Source organism: Pelosinus baikalensis (assembly GCF_020819555.1).
GTDB lineage: Bacteria > Bacillota > Negativicutes > DSM-13327 > DSM-13327 > Pelosinus > Pelosinus baikalensis.
On sequence record NZ_JAJHJB010000029.1, the window covers coordinates 44,969 to 64,395 of the forward strand.

Consider the following 19,427-nt stretch of genomic DNA (forward strand, 5'->3'; position numbering starts at 1 on the left):
GTCATTAGATGAGACACGGCCAATTAAGGCCGTATTTCACCTTTCAACTTTTAATATTTATTTATTTTTAACTTTTTCCCAATCTGCTAAGAATTTGCTGATACCGGCATCGGTTAAAGGATGCTTAGCCATCTGTTCAATTACACTATAAGGCATAGTACCAATATGAGCACCTGCTAAGGCTGCTTGTGTAGCATGGCGGACGGTACGAATGCTCGCAGCAATAATTTCCGTCTTAAAACCATAGATTTTAAAAATAGTAGCAATTTCTTCAACCACTTTTAAACCATCTTCATTAATATCTTCTAAGCGTCCGATAAAAGGACTTACGTAGCTGGCACCTGCAGATGCAGCTAGCAAAGCTTGATTGGAAGAGAAGATCAACGTAACATTTGTTTTAATACCTTTTGCTGCCAATACCTTAACAGCTTTCAATCCTTCAATTGTCATAGGAATTTTAATAACAATATTAGGGTTTAATGCAGCTAAAGGCAATGCTTCTTCCACCATTTTGTCTGCTTCCAGGCTAATAACCTCAGCACTAATAGGACCGTCAACGATCGCGCATATCTCTTGCACAACCTCTTGAAAATTACGTCCTTCTTTAGCTATCAAGGAAGGATTGGTAGTAACTCCGCGAATAACTCCCAGATCATTTGCTTTAGCAATGTCACTAACATTTGCAGTATCAATAAATATTTTCATCAAAATCTCCCCTTTTACATATTTTTTTCCAATTTGAGTTAAGATACACATTATAATGATATTGTACAGCATTCTTAAATATCGTGAACCACAATATATTTAATAATGCAAGTTCTTACTTACATTTTATCACTAGACTTTACTTTGTCAACCATTTTATTATTTTTTATCTTATTTTTACTATCTTTTTTCTTGCTTTTTCTTTTTATTGTTTATTATTTTTTCTTTTAATGAATCTAGTATTGATTGTTTTCTTAGTTTTTGCTATGATAACTGTAATTGTAAATATACAACTTTTAGGGAATTTACTTAGCCGTAATCATTTGCCATACTATATTTTATATACTTTGCTTATAGAGTAAAAACGTGATAAGCGATCAACAAGGAGAAACTATGTTTTTAATTGAAAGAAGAAAAAAAATTCTCGAATTTCTCAGTAGCCATGGAAAAGCTACAGTGAAAGAACTGTCATCATTTTCGGGTGTTACAGAGGTCACTCTGCGCAATGACCTGAAAACGATGGAAGAAGAAGGTCTTATTAAGAGATTTCACGGTGGTGCTATTATCTCCGAACAAGTTGATCCAGAAAACTTTTTTTCGGTACGAGAGCAAAAGAATCCGAATCAAAAATCCGCCATTGCCAAAAAAGCAGCTGAATTGGTTACTAATGGTCAATGCATTCTTTTAGATGGAAGCTCTACCATACGTGAATTTGCTAAACTATTAAAAACTATGCCAGTACGTTTAACAGTAATTACGAATGGCATCTATACAGCTCTCGAATTGAGAGATAATCCTTTAATAACAGTGATTCTGCTTGGTGGAGTCATCCGAGTTGGCTCAACAGCTCTTGAGGGAACATTAGGAACCAACATCTTAAATCAACTTAAAATTGATATCATGTTCACTTCAGCCAGCGGTTTTACGATAAAAGACGGGCTGATGGATTTCAATGTATATGAGGTAGATCTGAAAAAACGGATGGTTGAGTCTTCAGCCAAATTGGTTACTCTCATGGATTCCAGTAAATTCGACACTTCTTCTCTGGCTTCTTTTGCTGCTACTGATCAAATGGATACCCTTATCACCGACGACAGTGCACCAGCAGAAATAATTGCACAATTACGAAATATGAATATCAATGTTCTAATTGGCTAGGAAGGTCAATGAATAAGAAAAACGCTACGCGTCCTTTAAAAAACCGATAAAGCGAAAAGGAACCACAAAGACGCAAAGGACGCAAAGGGTTTTTATTTATTTTTTCGTGCACTTCTTAGCGTGCCGTGTTAGCGGCATTGTGCCTTTGTGGTTCATAATATCTCACCTTTTTCGCACCTAAAAACTTATAATTTCTATGCTTATAAGAAAATCACTGTTTGCTCTTCATCAAGCAAACAGTGATTTTCTTTATACTTTTACGACAATTTTTAACCCTTCGCCTTTTTTCACCATACCGAATCCCTCAACCAGCCGTTCCATTGGCAAGACATTCGTAATGATTTTCTTCCCATCTACAATTTTCTTAGCCAATAACTGATAGGCTATCATATGCTGAGGTATGGTTGAAGCATAGGCTCCATAAACAGATATTTCTCTATAATGGACAAGATTCATATCTAAAGGATTTATAGCATGATCTTTAGGCAAACCTGCAAATAAGCTAAGTCTTCCGCCTTTTTTAAGAACTTGCAGTCCTTGTGACTGGGCAATAGGAACTGAGCAAGCAGTAATTGCCACATCGACCCCCTTACCATTGGTAAGAGACATTACTTTTTGCATAAGATCTACACTTTTTGAATTAATAAGATAATCAGCTCCACATTTTCCCGCAAGTTCCAGCCGATCCTGTGCTACATCTGCAAGAATAATTTTTGCTGCCCCCTTTGCTTTAGCCAAGGCTACATGCATAGCACCAATTGCTCCTGCCCCAATGACCAAAACTTCATCACCAATGCCAATCTGCAAATGCTCTTGACCATTAATAACACAAGATAAAGGTTCTGTAAGAGTAGCATCCACTAGATCTGCAGTATCATCCAGCTTTATCACATTGCCTCGATTTACAGCTTGAGCAGGTATTTTTATATATTCAGCAAAGCCACCATCCAGAGAATAGCCAAACAATAATACTTCTTCACAAAGATTGCTTTTGCCTTGCAAACAGTAATGACATTTCCCACAAGTCATTTGAGGAACTACTAACACCTTATCCCCAACCTGATAATCTTCCACTTCACTCCCGATATTTTCTATGATCCCGGTCAGCTCGTGACCTGTAATCCTTGGAGGAGTTACATTTGCCTGGCCAAAGTTATAAATCCTTACATCAGTACCGCAAATTGCACAATATTTTACTCGGATAAGAATATCGCCTTTGTCGATATTAGGTACTTCTCGACTCTCAAATTTTACATTTTGCGGACCATAAAATACTGCTGCTTTCATCATACTAGACATCTCCCATCCTTGATTTTTCTTTTCACCGTTTTCAACTCATTGCATTTACCCATTGTAATAATCATATATCTTCTTCAATTATACAACTTTTCATTTTCTTTTTGTTTCTTTTTTTTCTACTTTTTACTCATTTTTACTATTTTTAATAAAGATTATTTTATTTTTCAATATAAAATATAATCAATACCTATTGACGATTGTTTCTTTTTTTCATATAATGAACTCAAAAGCAAACAAATAATAAGTAATAGAAAGAAAAAGAAAATCTTATAATCCATTAGAGTAAAATATTCCGCTAGATACCTTCCTCTTTTCAAAAAGAACTGAATACCTTTTCCAAAGGAAAAAACAAAGTGATATACACCTAATGATTTAGATCACTTTCATAAATAAAGTCAAGAATTTCAATGAAAGGAGGCAGCTTTCTTAACAACAGTTTGAATAATAAGAAATAATTTATGAGGTGAAAAACAAATGAAAATTGCAATTGGCTGTGATAACGCCGCTTTTGAATTAAAAAATATCCTTAAAAAATATATGGAAGAGCTAGGACATGAAGTAATAGATTTCGGAATTCCTTCTGCAGATGATTCAACCTTTTATCCTAATATTGCTGAAACAGTTGCTGAAAGCGTTAAAAAGGGTGAATCTGCTAGAGGCATGCTGCTATGTGGAACTGGTATCGGCATGTGCATTACTGCTAATAAAGTCCCTGGTATTTTTGCAGCCTTATGTCATGATACTTTTTCTGCTGAAAGATCCATTAAGAGCAACAATGCTCAAATTATTACAATGGGCGCCAGAGTTATCGGCCCTGAATTAGCTAAAGTAATCACCAAAACCTGGCTTGCTTCTGAATTCACGCCTGGATCTTCAACGCCCAAAATTAATTTGGTAGCTGATATTGACAAGAAATATAGAGGCTAGTATCTTTATAGTGTTATAACGTTTCTAGCGAGGAGCATCAAAAGCTCCTCGTTAGTATTTTATATTATATTTCAGGAGGTATAGCTAATGAAAATCTTACTGGATACTGCCGATATTGATTTTATAAGAAAGGCCAATGACACCTATGTCATTGATGGTGTTACAACTAACCCCAGTATTTTAGCGAAACAAAAGATAGACTATGTAGATGTTTTACAAGAAATTCGTTCTATTTTAAGTGATGAAAAAACATTGCATGCACAAGTCATCAATCAAGATGCCGAAAAAATTATCGAAGAGGCAGAGTTCTTACATAATACTTTTCGAGGAAATATTTATGTAAAAATTCCCGTTATTCCTGAAGGCTACAAAGCAATAAAATACCTTACGGAACGAAACATTAAAGTCACCGCTACAGCAGTGTTCACCCCCCAGCAGGCATTAATGGCGGCTAAAGCAGGAGCCAGTTATGTTGCTCCTTATGTAAATCGAATTGATAACATTTCTGGCAACGGAGTAAACGTAGTAGCCGATATTGTTACCATCTTTCAAACGTATCATTTCCAGACCCAAGTTCTGGCAGCAAGCTTTAAAAATACGGAGCAAATTCAAAAAATTTGCTTAGCTGGAGCCCAGGCAGTGACGGTCAATGAAGATGTCTTTAGTAAATTATTCTCCCACCCGCTGACAGATTGGAGTGTTAATACGTTCACGGAAGACTGGCAAAAAACTTATGGTCAAAAAATTATGAGTGATTTCTTATCTGACTAAACCGCTCTAAGACTCCCATCTTCTAGAAAGTGGGAGTCTTAGAGTGATTTAGTCCTAAGGATAAGTGCAACTAAGATTCAGTTGGAGTTAAAATTCCATCTGAATGAAATCTACTTTATAAAAAACTTCTATTCTATTTCCATAGAGCTTTAAAGCTCTATGGGTTTTTCTTTACACTAACAAGTTTCGGGCTGTTATACTACTCTGCTAAATGAACATCGCTAAAGATCAGACAATCTATGCGGTGTTCTTTTCATTCTATCTAGTTATTGAAGAATCGCTGCATTCAAGCCGAGTTCACATGCCATTTTTTTTACTTTTTCTAATAATGAGTAATTATTACAAATAATTTGCTGTATCGGATTTTCTATCCCTAATCTTGCATACTTGCCGCTTCCAAGATTATGGTATTCTAAAATATCCACTCTTTTCACGCTTGGTCCCAAACTTTTAATAAATACTATGCGTTGATAGACATCATCCATATCATCATTAAATCCTGGTACAATGATCATTCTGATAATAATATCTTTATTCATTTTAGAAATGTGCTTTATATTACTTAAAATCAATGTATTATCAACGGCTGTGCAAATTTTGTGAATTTCTCCTGCATATGCTTTAATATCATATAGCACCATATCCACATGTTCTACAATAACCTTCATTTTTTCCCAACAAAGATTCCCTGCTGTATCGAGTGCAATATGAATGCCTTGTGCATGGAGACGTTGGGCAACATCAACAATAAAATCACCCTGTAAGATTGAATCGCCGCCAGAAAACGTCACTCCACCATTAGAAACGCTATAAAACTCTTTATCACGCATTAGTTTGTGTACCAATTCCTCTGATGATATCTCAAAACCAATCTTTTCATATGCGTTCTGCGGACAGATCTCAGCGCATTCTGCTAAATTGCTGCACATTTGACGATCAATTCGGCATCCCTTTTCAGCAAATGTTATGGAATGATTAGATGCAATTTCAACACAAGCGCCACAATGTATGCATTTATGTTCAAAATGCATATATTTTACGTCTGGAGTGAGCAACTCTGGATTTGAACACCATTTGCATTTCAAATTGCATCCCATAAAAAATACTGTACTACGTATTCCTGGTCCATCCTTCGTTGAATAAAGCTGTATTGTTGAAATATATCCTTTTTTTTCATCACTCATCACATACACCACTCGTTTTCTGTACGGGCAATAATTGCATTTTGTGCTTCAGGCATTAAGGCAACAAACTGCGCGCAATATCCAGCGACTCTTACAATTAAATCAGTATAGTTTTCCGGGTGCTCTTTCGCATCTAAAAGAGTTTTGGAATCAACGACATTAAATTGGTTATGGTAAATTCCTTTTAAAATACACGCCTGAAGAAAATTTACAAATTTATTTAAGTTCTCATCTCCAGCTAAAGAGCCTGGAGAAAATCTCATATTTAACAATTGCCCAGCAGCAACTTTAGAATTGGGTAATTTCGCTACAGAATTAATTACAGCTGTCGGTCCACGCATATCTGTTCCCTGTGTAGGTGAACATCCTTCATTTAATGGGCTTTTTGCGGTTCGCCCATCTGGAGTTGATCCAACATCCAATCCATTGGGGACATACGACGTGATATTGCTCGTAGACATCGTATAACAGCTTATTTCAGGTCCTTTTCCCGTACGTTCTGTTTTATAAGCTGGTAAGAGTTTCAAATAGGAATCAAAAACATCTTTCACAATGTAGTCTACATAATCATCATCATTTCCGAATTTAGGCGCATTTTTAACTAATTTATGGATATATGACGCTTCTCTACCTTGCCAATTATTATTTATAGCAGACAGCAATTGCTCCCAGGTAATCTTTTGCTCATCAAAAATTAATTTTTTAATAGCGGCAAGAGAATTTCCCACTACACAAGGTCCTATATTCGATTGAGAAATTACATCATACTTACATCCACCATTTTTGAGAGTTTTACCTAATTCCATACAATTATCAATAAAGCAGGATGCAAAAGGAGAGGCATCATATTTTGCCAAAGAACGATCACAAATTGCATCACATTCCACAGCCAGATCCGAATAATATTTGAGCAATTTTTCCCAGGCATCCCAAACTTCATCATATGATTCATAATTAATCTCACGATCGGTTCTTCCATTAAGACTGATAAGCTGAATCCCTGAATTTGGATCTTTTCCGTTATTTAAAACAAGCTCCAGCACTTTACCCCAGTTTACATATGTCATACCTGTTGCTCGATGTCCATATTTTCCCGGAACTCCAGTTTCAACGCAACCTATTGCGCAATAGTCCAATGCATCTTCTTTAGGAATCCCTAAATCCATTAGACCTCGCACAGCTACCTCATCATTAAACATAGAGGGCATTCCACAACCAGTACGAATTAGTTTTGCTGCTAATTTTAATAAATCAGCAGGAGTATCTTGATTATACCGCATAGAAAAATTAGGCTCAGCCATTGACGTAAGATTCATTGCTTCTATACAAAGATAAGACAATTCATTGCTTCCATCTGCTCCATCTGGCTTTCTCCCACCGATCATAAGATTGGAATAAAGAGGATACCCTTGAGAAAATTTGGTATGACCATATGGCCTTACTTTATTATGACTACTATTCATCAGAAACATATGCGTGATGATTTCTAAAGCTTTTTCTTTGGTTAAAATACCATTTTGAATATCGCTATGATATAAATCAATCATATATTGATCAAATCTTCCATAGCAGAAAGAATGACCATTGCTTTCAAGCATTTGGAGAACATGTACCAGGTAGCAAACTTCACAGCCCTCATAGAAGTTCTGTACAGGGCGCTCCATTAAAGTTTCGCACATTTTTCCAATCTTCCATAGTTCCGCTTTACGTTTTTCGTCTTTTTCGCCTTCAGCCATCTGATAGGCAAGTTGAGAAAATCGTTTAATGTAAACTAACGCGCCTTCTAGAGTGATAATAACGGATTGATAAAAGATCTGCGCTTCATGATCAATGGTTTCATTCAGCTTTTGCTGTGCATCCCGTATAATAGCTCTAAACCCTTTTTCTAGAATTAATTCATGCTTTGGCACAATATGTCCATCACCGGACATTGATATACCGCCTCGATGAAGTACGCCCTGTTTTTCTGATAAAACAATAGTTTCAGGTGTATTTCTAAATACCTCATCCTGATGGGTATTATTCCGCCAGTAAGACGCAATACCTGACAAATCTTTTTTTACTTTTTCTGAAATTTGAAATACATCACCACTTCGTTGGTGGAATTCATCCAATTCATCAATAATCCAGTTGATTGAATATTCAGGGAAAATCGGTGCTGCAAAATTACAGTTTGCCTGATTGCCAAAGATTAAACTATCATTTTCAATGTAGATAGACATATGTTTTAAAATATGTGCAAAAGCTTTTGCCTTGCGTAAAACATAGTCTTCGCCTTCTGTTGATTGAAACGATTCTGTTATCAATAAGGCTCTTTCGCTACAAATACTCGCCTGGCGTTTTTCCATTTTTTTCTGCATTCTTGCTATTCTCTTTAAATCAATATCATTCATTTGTGGAACGAAGTCTAAAAAAGGTTTCATTTTGGGCATCTCCTTTCTTTTTTTCATAAAATATGCCATCAGATTAAGACCATTAACTTACTGCTTTGTAAGTTTTTGACCGATGAATCGAATCTTTCAATTTTATTATATGGTAGTTTTACTACTTTGTAAATATTTAAAAGTAGTTTTATTTCTTTTTATCAGCTTTACTATAAAAAAAGAGGACTGCATGATGAACAAGTTACTTTGCATCACACAGCCCCCTTTATAGAATTGCTTTAATTCGATGAAATCTTCTGTTAATAATTTTTCTTTTCAACTAATAAATTTATTTTATCTAAGCGGTTAGTATACTTACTATAATCACTAAGAAGCAGCCCCATATATAGCATGTCAACTATCGCTAACTGAGAAATACGTGAAACCATTGTTTCACTATAAAATGTAGTTTCAAAATCACCTGTAAACAATTGAATATCAGCATATTTTGATATTTCAGATGCTTTATAATTAGATAAGGCTATTGTTCTAGCCCCATTTTCTTTTGCAATTTTCAACGTATCAATAACATCTTTGGTACTACCTGAGTGAGAAATGGCAATGGCTACATCATCTTTTGTTAGATGAGTTGCGCTGATTTGTTGTAAATGATTATCATTAAATGCTCGTGCATTTAAACCAATCCTCATCAGCTTATTCATTAAATCATTTGTAATGCTGCCAGAATTTCCAACGCCATAAATATCGATAATATTAGCCTCGCTCAAGGATTTAACAGCTTTTAGATATTCGCTAATATCAATAATTCTTAAAGTATCTTGAAGTGCTTTCATCGTTATGTGAATCATTTTTCCAGGAATATCTTCTAATTTGTCATCTTTGTTAACATGTAGATCAATTAAGAGAGAGACATTATTATCTTGGATAACTGTCTTCTTTCCCCAATCTTTCATAATACTAAGCTTCAAATCACTATAACCAGAAAACCCAACACGTTTAGTAAACCGTACTACTGTTGGTTCGCTTACTTGAGACTTTTGAGCTAAATCGGTAAGGGGGAGTCTTGTAACTTCATGACCATGCTCCAAAACATAGTCGGCTACTTTTTTTTCTGATTTACTTAAATGATTATAAACTGTTTTGATTTTATCTTCAAATGTTCTTTCACTATTCACACTATAGCCCCTTTCAGAATGACTATGAATCCCAATATTAAATAAAAGTATAACCAATAATTAGCATTATACATTAGTAGTAATACAAAATCAAATTCAATTATGTAGTATTAATACTATTTTTATATTGTTTTTGTAGAAAAAATACATTATAATATTAATCAAGGAGGGCACCTATTACTAATAATAAATGCGAAAATATAGGTGTAAAAGAAATGAAACATAAAAAAGCAATTGAAATGACAGCAGAGGAATTATCCCGTTATATTGACCAATCAGTCTTGAAACCAGAATTTACGGAATTAGAAATTAAAAAATATATTCAGGAAGGCATAAATTACCGATGCGCTACAGTTTGTATTAATCCAGCTTCATTGGATCTTGCGGCTGAATTAACCAAAGGTACGGATACGAAAATTTGTGTTGTTTGTGATTTTCCCTTTGGACTGAGTACGACAGCATCTAAAGCCATGCAGGCAGAAGAATACTGCAAACGTGGCGATATATATGAACTAGATATCGTCGCAAACTACGGTTGGATTCGCAGCGGAAAATGGGATGATGTAACAGCGGATATAAAAGCGGTTGTTGATGTCTGCCATAAGTACGGTACTGCAGTGAAAGTAATTTTCGAAACCGATGCATTGACTGCGGATGAGGTGAAACAATCCTGCGAATGTGCCATTGCAGCAAAAGCTGATTTTGTCAAAACAAGTACTGGGTTCCTAGCGGGATTTGAAGCACACGGTGCGACACCAGAAATCATTCAGGTAATGATGGATACCTGCCAAGGGAGGATTAAAATAAAAGGTAGTGGATGCATCCGTACGCGGGAACATTTTTTACAGCTAATTGATATGGGGATTGATAGAATGGGCGTTGGCTATAAGTCAACACCTGTTGTATTAGGAGATAGTACAGAAACAGCAAGTCAAGAAACGTATTAAATACTCCCAATATAAGGGGCTGCCTCGCTACGATTAAAAAATCGTAGTGAGGCAGCCCTAGTTGCTTACTTTGTGCCATGAGGAAGTTCCAATTGCGTAGAATTCGCAGCCGATCCCTAAAATATAATATTATAAATGCCTTGTGGTCGCTTTACGACGTAAGTGGCATTATGATGTCTTAATTCTGCTTCATCGCGAAACCCCCACAACACGCCGATACTATCCATACCAGCATTTTGCGCTGTAATCATATCTGTTTTAGAATCACCGATATATAATACTTCTTTGGGATCAAGCTGCATTTGCTTGGCAATTTCTAAGGCAGCTTGCGGATCGGGTTTTTTAGCAAAGCCGGAACGCTCGCCATAAATAGCACTGAAAACAATATCAGGAAACAGATAGCGCAGTAGATTATTGGTATAATCATTACGCTTGTTGGAATTTACGGCTATTGGTATCCCCTTATTATTGAGCGCTTTCAACAAAGAAACTATTCCGCCATATGGTTTTGTTTCCTTCTTGTAGTTTTCATGATAAGCTTTGATAAATTTCCCTAACCCTTCCTCAATGATTGCCGGTTCTGTATCCTCCGGCATACTTTGTTCAATCAGGTTGCGAAAACCTTTACCAATTTTGGTTCGATACTCTTCTTTTGTATGTGTAGGATACCCATAGCTGGCAAGAACTTCATTCACACTATTGGCAATATCACTCAGAGTATCCAGTAAAGTGCCATCCAAATCAAAGATAATCCCTTTATATCTGCTCATTGATAATCACCTTTCTCCTGAATTCTGCCATGGTTTTCAATAGAGGTAATTTCCTGATACATTAAATATTATGGATTATTAACATGAAACATTCATAAAACAACAATAGCAAAACCGTAGCCGTCTTGAACCACAAAGACGCAAAGGACACAAAGGAGTCTATTTTCAACTTATCTTTGTGTTCTTTGCGTACTCTGTATTTCAACATTCTCCTTAAAGAAACGTATGAACACTTTAACAAGTTTCTTCTAATGCTTCCTTCACTTGCTTTAATGAAGGGAATACAAGAGTAGGCTTTACCTCACTCCCTGGAATGTCCACTAATTGACTTTCGCCAGACAGTACTAGAATCGTTGTCACATTATTTCCTTTTCCAAGAGCAATATCTGTATATAGTCGATCTCCAACAATCGCAATCTCCTCTTCTTTGCAGCCAGTATTCTCTAATATATACTGCAGCGTATGAGCTGTAGGCTTACCAAAATACTCAGGTTTAACACCAGTAGATGCCGTAATCAATGCGCATATTGCTCCGCAGTCTGGAATATATCCACCTTCTATCGGACAATTAAAATCAGGATTAACAGCTAAGAACCTCGCTCCATTTCGAATAAAGGTACATGCTTTTGTTAGATTATCATACGCCAGAGAAGTATCAAAGCCGACTACCACAATATCCGGATTCTCATCTACTAATAAGATCCCAGCTTCCTTAAAATCATTTTGCAGATATTCATTACCCAGTACAAAGACAGTTTGATCTGCCGCATGTTTTTTCAGATAATTGATAATAACATGATTGGAAATAAGCATCATATCTTCTTCTACGTGGTACCCCATATTACGAATACGGTCCACGTATACCTTGGTATTCTTGGAAGAGTTGTTCGTAAAAAATTTAAATTTTATTTTATTCTTTTCCAACGTGTGCAAAAAGTCTATAGCACCGTCTAAAATTCGTTTCCCCAAATATACAGTGCCATCTAAATCCATAACGAAACATTTGATTTTTCTTAATATCTCTTGCTGCTGTGTCGTATTTATTACTGGCTCCATCAACATGACTCCTTCCTATTTAGATATATTTTTTAATATCGTTGGTGAACTCTTCTAATAGTCCCAAGTCCGATAATAAGTTAAGAATGGTATAACGCGGACGTACTTCTTTTGCTACCAAAACGCTATCCAGCACCGTTCTTTGGTCAACACCAACTTCCTCCGGCTTAATGGGTGCTCCAGCACTCTTCATTAAGCTTTCAACTCGGTTTGCTCTTTCTGCCTCCTTGGCAATTTCAATAATCTGCAGGAAATTTTCCTTGATTACTTCAATTCTAGAAATTCTTGCTTCTATGGAATTTCTACCATCCTTTTCGCTCATAGACAAAATGCCAGGTGCAGCCTTTCCATAAAGTTCACATATCGATTTTCTCCACGCTTTTTCATCAAAAATACGAGCCTTGGCCACAGCTTCTTCAAAATCGACTTGCTTTTCTACTAACAATTCATACAATCTGGCTACAATAATACTAGTTAAGCCTACCTTCGTACCATGCAGCAAAGCTTCTTTACCTTCAAATAAGAACTTCATTTCCCAAAAGTGAGAAATATGATGTTCCGCCCCCGATGCCGGACGAGAATTTCCCACAAAACTCATCGCAATTCCTGTGCGAACTAAACCATCCATAACATTTTCAATTGCAATATCCTCTCGATTCTTAACACCATCAATATTATCAACACATTTTTTAATAGCATCGCTTGAAATTCTAGCAGTGACATCACAATAATACTCTTTATTTACGATGCGGCTTACTTGCCAATCGCTTAGTGCAGAATATTTTCCGATCATATCCCCAAGACCTGCTAAGATCATCCGCATGGGTGCTTTCTTTAAAATCTCAGTGTCACCAATAATAACTTTAGGATAGGAAGATTCCACACTCGTTTTTAGATTATCAATAATTAACGCGGAGCTGTCAGAAGCATATCCATCCATAGAAGGTGCAGTCGCTACCACGATAGACGGAATATTGGTTCTGCGGCTGATGAATTTTACAATATCATTCAAAGTTCCCGCTCCCACCGTAACAATAAGATCTGTATTTTTTTCGATTTGCAGCAGCAATTTTCCAACAGCCTCTTCATCTGGCACTAAATCTCGAGTCACTTTATACACATAAGACTTATAAGACAAATGATTTTCTGCCAGCAATGAAGCTACCTTCTTGCCAGCTACTTCGTAAGTATTTGTATCTGCAACAAGCAACACTTTTTTCGCACCTAATATTCTTACCACATCAGGCACTTGATTAAGAGCGTCCTTTCCGATAATCACTTTATCAATATTGATACTATGTGGTTTTCCACATTGGCATTCCAATTTGGCGTTTAAAAAATCATTACTTTCTAATCTACCGATCGTATCCAATGTCAATTTCATTGCCATCACATCCTATTTCATATTTTTATAAAGAAAACTTATTTTTGGGGATTTTTCTAATTCCTATTTATTTCTTAAGGTTATAAACCGTATTTTACGAATCTTACTGCGGACTAGCACATCGTGTTAAAAAAATTGCTATTTGTTCTTTAAGGAGACAAATAGCAATTTTCTTACTTTTTTAATTGCCTTCGATTCGAATAATATCATTCAGAGAGATCTCTGGATGACCTTCGCCCCTTAATTCAATCTGCCCTGGCAGTTCGACTGTATCGCTGCCAGTGAATTTAAATGTGCAGTGTCCCAATTCCTCTAGCGTTTTAAGTGCCTCATCCCCGATAGCCGTAATCGTATACTGTGCTTTTCCAAAGGTTACTCTATCGCCAACTTGAATTGGTCTTTTAATTTCTCCCGTTGTATGCATAATTGAAATTTCTTCTAAACCATCTAAAGGACATGTATCGAAAATAATAAGATCTCCAGTAGATTCCATTAATTCGGTAGCCATATCTCCTATGCTCGTCACTACAACTTCATATTTCATCATTCACTTCCCTCTCATTTCGTAATGTGTATCCTCGGGAAACAACCATATGAGAAGCTATATTTCTCTACGTTTAGCTAAATAATCCTACGCCCATGAAATAAGCAATCACTACTGATAAAGGACCTGTCACCAATCTTGACATGAGAATAACAGGCACGCCAAGTTCGATAGTTTCTGGTTCTGCCTCACCCAAGCTCAAGCCCACTGGCAAGAAGTCGCAGCCAACCTGGGGATTGATCGCAAATAAGGCTGGCAGAGCAAACTGCGGAGGAATATGACCTGCACCAATTTCAACACCAATCAAAACACCCACTACCTGAGCAATAACTGCACCTGGCCCTAACATTGGCGACAGCACTGGCAGGGAACATATTACGGATATAATCAATAATCCAGGAAGACTCCCAGCGTAAGGAGAAACTACATTTGCAACAATATTTCCCAGACCAGACTGCAAAATGATACCAATAATCATACTTACAAAAGCCATAAAGGGCAGTATACTGGTCATAACTGTATTAATGGTATGACGCCCGGATTGAAAGAAAATACCTACTATACCACCAACAGCTTTACCAAATCGAGCAAGGATATTTCCTTTTTCCGCCGGGGCTGCCTGAGTTTTTTGCTGCGCAGCTGCCTGTGCAATTGAAGGATCGGGAGGAATGTATTCTCCTTCAAATAAACTTAGGCATGATTCCTTGACACCAGATACATAAATTTCTTCTGTAATAAACTGAGCCAGGGGTCCGGACTTTCCTACAGGCAATACATTTACAGTAAAAATTTTTTTCTTCGGATACACACCACAGCGCGCAGTACCGCCGCAATCGACAACAGCTACAGCAATTTGATCATCAGGAACCCCTGTTTTAAAACCGTTTACCAGCTCTGCACCCAGCATCTCTGCAAGTTTAACTGCTACAGGATGTATATCACCACCGGTAATACATACTACTTTATTTCTTGTTTCTGTGGTTCTTATAATCAAAGGACCACCAAAGCCACCTGGACCTTTCTCAATTCGAACAGCATTACTCATAACAATCCCGCCTCCTATATCATTACTCTTCGTCCACTTATGCCCCTAAAGTCTGATTATTTTTGCGATTCATCATATAAATGGTCATTCTTTCCGTTAAAATACCTCTAATTAAGATTACAATCACACCGGTAATAAAATAGCGAACTGCCAACTCACCTAAAGGAAGACCTAAAGCTGTGATACCGCTCGAAATACCTACCCATACAAATAATTCAGCAGCATTGGCATGTGGGAACAAACCAGTAATCGGATGTACAAAAGATATGGACGCATCCATGAAAGCCGGTTTATACTTTTCTGGCAAAAACCTGCCAAAACTGTAGCAAATTGGATTGGTTAGAAAAAATACAGCCATAATGGGAAATATCGTGTAACGTAAAATAATATTTTTCGTGGCAGCCTTGGCAATCTTATTGACTCGTTCTTCACCAATTAAACCAATCAATGAATTTACCGCTGTAATCAGAACAATCAGTGTCGGAAGAATCCCCGTAACTAAGCCTACAAAAACTTCTCCACCTTTTTGAAATAGTGCAATGAAACTTTGAGCTAAGTGTGCTAATACCAGCATGAAATTTTACCTCCCTTTACTTTTTCCTCGTACAATTTTCCCCATCTAAACAATTTATCTAACCGCCCCCTTCCTTTGTATAGCTTCATATAGGCAATCAATTACATAGCTTCAAGCTTTACTAATTGATTTTCAATCTGCTTTAGTGCATCCAGCGTTGCTGTATCTTTACTGCTTTCTCTCAGCATTCTTTCCTTTAATTCCCCGACATTAAATCCATTAAGATCTTTAAGGTTCTTGAATCTGGCTAAGATACTAAACCCTTGCATCATTCGGCCTTCTATAATATCTCCGAATTCATTGCTGACAAGAATAACAATCGTACCAGCAGACAACTTCCTTTTTTTTGACCCGATGCCAATAACTCCTTTCTTTCTTAGTTCATTAACATTACTTCGAAAATCTTTTACTTGAAAATACGTTAAAATCATTTGCAGGACATAAAACAAGAAGGCAACCAGTAGTAATTTCTCCATGCTTTTCCTCCTCTTACTCATTAAACGATTGTAGTCGGTTTCTTTTATTGGACAATTCGAACTTTTCAAATAATAATTCAAGGGAAAATGGAATTTCATCATTAAATTATTTCTTTATTACACTTGAATTCTTCTGTTAGCCCACTTGAAAAATGATGAAAATTCTCCCTTGAAACAAACTAAACCTCCACATAGACCGTTTTAGTCCTTCTTATTTATTATTTTTATAATTATTAATAGCCACTGCATTACTATAGTTCGTAATTAAAACATCGATAATTTTACTATTCAAAGCACCAATAATCGCATTCACTTTTTTTTCGCCACAAGCAACGCCAATCACTGTATCAATTTTTTTCAAATCTGTTAAATTAATTCCTACTACTCGCTTGTTAAAGTCAAATTGATCTGCATTGCCATTTATATCATAAAATTGCAGGCAAATATCTCCTACTACACCTAACTCGGCGAATTCTTTCGTATCATCTTCATTAAAATATCCTGAAGTCATCATAGTTGAACCCATGTCTGTGGGCGAACCAATTCCTACAATGCCGATATTACATAATTTAGAATGATCAATAACCTCTTTAATGCTCTGCTCTTTCAGCAGTTCTTTTTTTATATTTTCGTTACTGACTACAGCAGGTGCATGCAGCAATTTAAAATTTCCACCAAAAGCTTGTGCGAATCCCATAACAATATCATTAGGATGAATATCGATTTCAGATTGCCCTACCCCTCCAATCAAAGGAATGAAAGTTAATTTGCGTTTTTCGTTATTATTGATATGTTCTGCAATTGCCTTAAGAGTGGTTCCCATTGAAATTCCAAGGGTATCGCCATCTTTTACAATCCTCCGCAAATATTTGGCAGCAGCTTTTGCCAGTTGTCTTTTTTGCATTACTTCATCAGCCTCATCTTCAATGATGAGCACTTCTCTAATCTGAAACCGCTTTTCAGTTCGTCTCTCTAGTTCCTCAAAATCACGTTCAAAAGGGTTAATAATCTCAATCTTTACAATACCTAAATCTCGTCCCTCTTTTAATAATCTTGAAATTGTTGGCCTTGAAACCCCTAAGATCTTACTAATTTCATTTTGCGTATAGTACTCTTCGTAATACAATTTACAACATTTTACAATTAAACGACTATCATCTACTATCTTTTGCATATTTGCTCCCCCCCAATTATGTTGTTAGTATATTTATCCAGTTCACAAAAATAATATAGTATTAGCCACAAATTGACAATAAAAACTTCTTCAATTCTTGGGTATGCTAATGATAATTGATACTAACGAATATTTTTTTCCTGGAGAGCAATATCCATATATTTAAAATAAATTAACAATAGATGAATTTCTTACGCAAATAATTTATCTTGAAGCCTTCTCATTTGGAGAATGAAAGAATCCTCGCGCAGCTGCACCATGTCATAGGTAATAAGATCGCCTTTCTTAACATCTTGTTTTAAGATTGTATCTTTGTTGACTAGACCAACAGGCAAAGCGTTCATTTCTTTGGCTATTTCATATCTTTCAATCGTTCCATAGACTGTATATCCACCAATACCATCTAAGTAATCGCCTGCCTTTAGATCCTTTTTAGCAACGGTTATCACTTCTGATACCAAACCTCCCATCGGTGCAATCGTGGCTTGATGATCCAATACAGCTTTGGCTGCTGATAAAGGAGTTTCTAAGCTGCACAAATGGTAGGGACGATACAATATATAGTTAGGTCCTTTCCCCATACTTACATATTCCATTTCGGCTCTTACTTCAGGCAGTTTACTTGTCACAATTACAAATACTCCAGGAGCAATGCCATTCACGAAATCTACAACGCCATACTGATTTAATACTCCATTTTCTTCTTTTAAGCTAAGTAATTGTGGCAGATCTTTTACCTCACCGCTGATGCCATGCCCCCCTCTTACATCACAAATGTAACCCGTAGCATTAGACATACATGCTAGCTCAACCATTGTTTTCGTTCCTTCTTTAAACGATGCCAGCATGTGAGGGCTAACACCTCTTCTGGTAGCTTCTTCCAAAACGGTATCTGGGTTACAATCAAAATCCAGTACGTTATTTTTACCTTTTCCGATCACTCTAACTTCAAAACCTGAAGCTACTGCAAAGTCATATAATTCTTTCACTGCCCCTGGTTCATCTCCAGCAGCCCCTGTATAAATAACACCCGCCGCATCAGCAAATTTCTTTAGAATGGGTCCAATCACAACATCCGCTTCTGCATTCAGCATTACAATATGTTTCTTGCCAAGTATCGTATCTAAAGCAATTTTTGCTCCTACTTCTGTCACTCCTGTTGCATCAATAACAACTTGAATGACTTCCGATTTGGTAGCAACATCACTATGATCTGCAATAACAGACTTGCCATCTTTAATAAACGCATCTGCTTCGGCAGCGGTCTTAGCATATTTAATATTTCCTTCATCAACTCCTGCATGCAAAAATGCTTTTTTTGCATTCTCTATATTAATATCCACAACTACTGCCGGCGTCATGCCTTTCATCAGGGTCATCTGGCTGATCATACCTTTTCCCATCTGACCCGCTCCAATAATACCTGTCAATATACTCTTACCGTTCTTTTCTAGTTCTTCTAATTTGTAATTTAATCCCAACATTCACTCGTCCTCCTAATTTATTTATTCACAAGATCTTTCCTATCTTTACATTTGTTCAGAGCCTTTACCTATGTTTACGTTTAGTATACTTTCATTTTTTAGAATAGTCAATTATTTTTTATTGCTTTTTATTATTTATTTTTTATTGTTTTTCAGTTATTATTTTTTCATTAAAACGATAATAACATCACCATTATAAAGTTAATAAAAAAAACCAATCAAATTCTTTAGAATCTAAAGAATTTGATTAGTCTAATTAGTTGAAAAGCGAAGATATGAAGATTACAAAGAATATAATCATAAACTTTTTTAAAAGATGAATTGTCAATTCAAGTGCGACACTTCGTGTAGAAAAACATCAATGGGTGAT

The 19,427-nt window shown here is 36.3% G+C and carries 18 protein-coding genes; 4 read left to right on the top strand and 14 right to left on the bottom strand.

Annotation, left to right across the window (positions count from 1 at the left end):
* Positions 1 to 57: 57 nt before the first annotated feature.
* Positions 58 to 705 carry a fructose-6-phosphate aldolase gene (gene fsa, locus LMF89_RS17880; RefSeq protein ID WP_229536257.1) on the bottom strand — a complete coding sequence of 216 codons (648 nt, stop codon included), beginning with the start codon at positions 703 to 705 and terminating at the stop codon, positions 58 to 60.
* 393 nt (positions 706 to 1,098) lie between these two features.
* Here fsa and LMF89_RS17885 point away from each other — a divergent pair, with 393 nt between their 5' ends.
* Entirely contained in the window at positions 1,099 to 1,863 is a 765-nt protein-coding gene (locus LMF89_RS17885; protein ID WP_229536258.1) for a DeoR/GlpR family DNA-binding transcription regulator, read from the top strand.
* Between the two features lie 249 nt (positions 1,864 to 2,112).
* Here LMF89_RS17885 and LMF89_RS17890 read toward each other — a convergent pair whose 3' ends face one another.
* The gene (locus tag LMF89_RS17890) at positions 2,113 to 3,153 is read right to left on the bottom strand and encodes a zinc-dependent dehydrogenase (protein ID WP_229536259.1); all 1,041 of its coding nucleotides are present in this window, start codon (positions 3,151 to 3,153) and stop codon (positions 2,113 to 2,115) included.
* 483 nt (positions 3,154 to 3,636) lie between these two features.
* On the opposite strand from LMF89_RS17890, the gene LMF89_RS17895 reads away from it, so the two are divergent.
* On the top strand, positions 3,637 to 4,089 hold the full coding sequence (locus tag LMF89_RS17895) for an RpiB/LacA/LacB family sugar-phosphate isomerase (RefSeq protein WP_229536260.1): 453 nt from the start codon (positions 3,637 to 3,639) through the stop codon (positions 4,087 to 4,089).
* An 87-nt stretch (positions 4,090 to 4,176) separates the two neighbouring features.
* Entirely contained in the window at positions 4,177 to 4,860 is a 684-nt protein-coding gene (locus LMF89_RS17900) for a transaldolase family protein (RefSeq protein WP_229536261.1), read from the top strand.
* A gap of 266 nt (positions 4,861 to 5,126) precedes the next feature.
* On the opposite strand, the gene LMF89_RS17905 is transcribed toward LMF89_RS17900, so the two are convergent.
* From LMF89_RS17905 to LMF89_RS17915, 3 genes are all read right to left on the bottom strand, one after another.
* Positions 5,127 to 6,044 carry a glycyl-radical enzyme activating protein gene (locus LMF89_RS17905; protein WP_229536262.1) on the bottom strand — a complete coding sequence of 306 codons (918 nt, stop codon included), beginning with the start codon at positions 6,042 to 6,044 and terminating at the stop codon, positions 5,127 to 5,129.
* Positions 6,044 to 8,467, bottom strand: a complete 2,424-nt coding sequence (locus tag LMF89_RS17910; RefSeq protein ID WP_229536263.1) for a glycyl radical protein — start codon at positions 8,465 to 8,467, stop codon at positions 6,044 to 6,046. The genes LMF89_RS17905 and LMF89_RS17910 overlap by 1 nt, the downstream gene beginning before the upstream one ends.
* A gap of 260 nt (positions 8,468 to 8,727) precedes the next feature.
* A complete protein-coding gene (locus tag LMF89_RS17915; protein ID WP_229536264.1) occupies positions 8,728 to 9,603 on the bottom strand; it encodes a MurR/RpiR family transcriptional regulator in 876 nt (291 codons plus the stop codon).
* Between the two features lie 215 nt (positions 9,604 to 9,818).
* On the opposite strand from LMF89_RS17915, the gene deoC reads away from it, so the two are divergent.
* Entirely contained in the window at positions 9,819 to 10,550 is a 732-nt protein-coding gene (deoC, locus tag LMF89_RS17920; RefSeq protein ID WP_229536265.1) for a deoxyribose-phosphate aldolase, read from the top strand.
* A 116-nt stretch (positions 10,551 to 10,666) separates the two neighbouring features.
* Here deoC and LMF89_RS17925 read toward each other — a convergent pair whose 3' ends face one another.
* The 9 genes from LMF89_RS17925 to LMF89_RS17965 all read right to left on the bottom strand — a co-directional run bounded on the left by LMF89_RS17925 (position 10,667) and on the right by LMF89_RS17965 (position 19,057).
* Positions 10,667 to 11,320: an HAD family hydrolase gene (locus tag LMF89_RS17925; protein ID WP_229536266.1), complete on the bottom strand. Its 654-nt coding sequence runs from the start codon at positions 11,318 to 11,320 to the stop codon at positions 10,667 to 10,669.
* Positions 11,321 to 11,554: 234 nt separating this feature from the next.
* Positions 11,555 to 12,376 carry an HAD-IIA family hydrolase gene (locus LMF89_RS17930; protein WP_229536267.1) on the bottom strand — a complete coding sequence of 274 codons (822 nt, stop codon included), beginning with the start codon at positions 12,374 to 12,376 and terminating at the stop codon, positions 11,555 to 11,557.
* 19 nt (positions 12,377 to 12,395) lie between these two features.
* Entirely contained in the window at positions 12,396 to 13,760 is a 1,365-nt protein-coding gene (locus LMF89_RS17935) for a sn-glycerol-1-phosphate dehydrogenase (RefSeq protein ID WP_229536268.1), read from the bottom strand.
* 181 nt (positions 13,761 to 13,941) lie between these two features.
* Positions 13,942 to 14,307 (bottom strand): PTS glucitol/sorbitol transporter subunit IIA, encoded by a 366-nt coding sequence (locus tag LMF89_RS17940; protein WP_229536269.1) that lies wholly within the window; start codon positions 14,305 to 14,307, stop codon positions 13,942 to 13,944.
* Positions 14,308 to 14,377: 70 nt separating this feature from the next.
* On the bottom strand, positions 14,378 to 15,349 hold the full coding sequence (gene srlE, locus LMF89_RS17945; RefSeq protein WP_229536270.1) for a PTS glucitol/sorbitol transporter subunit IIB: 972 nt from the start codon (positions 15,347 to 15,349) through the stop codon (positions 14,378 to 14,380).
* Between the two features lie 37 nt (positions 15,350 to 15,386).
* Positions 15,387 to 15,923, bottom strand: coding sequence for a PTS glucitol/sorbitol transporter subunit IIC (srlA, locus tag LMF89_RS17950; protein ID WP_007960819.1), 537 nt, complete (start codon positions 15,921 to 15,923; stop codon positions 15,387 to 15,389).
* Between the two features lie 101 nt (positions 15,924 to 16,024).
* The gene (locus LMF89_RS17955) at positions 16,025 to 16,399 is read right to left on the bottom strand and encodes a transcriptional regulator GutM (protein WP_007960820.1); all 375 of its coding nucleotides are present in this window, start codon (positions 16,397 to 16,399) and stop codon (positions 16,025 to 16,027) included.
* Positions 16,400 to 16,610: 211 nt separating this feature from the next.
* The gene (locus LMF89_RS17960) at positions 16,611 to 17,573 is read right to left on the bottom strand and encodes a sugar-binding transcriptional regulator (protein ID WP_229536271.1); all 963 of its coding nucleotides are present in this window, start codon (positions 17,571 to 17,573) and stop codon (positions 16,611 to 16,613) included.
* A gap of 191 nt (positions 17,574 to 17,764) precedes the next feature.
* Complete coding sequence (locus LMF89_RS17965; protein WP_229536272.1) at positions 17,765 to 19,057, bottom strand: NAD(P)H-dependent oxidoreductase; 1,293 nt, start codon at positions 19,055 to 19,057, stop codon at positions 17,765 to 17,767.
* Positions 19,058 to 19,427: the final 370 nt, after the last annotated feature.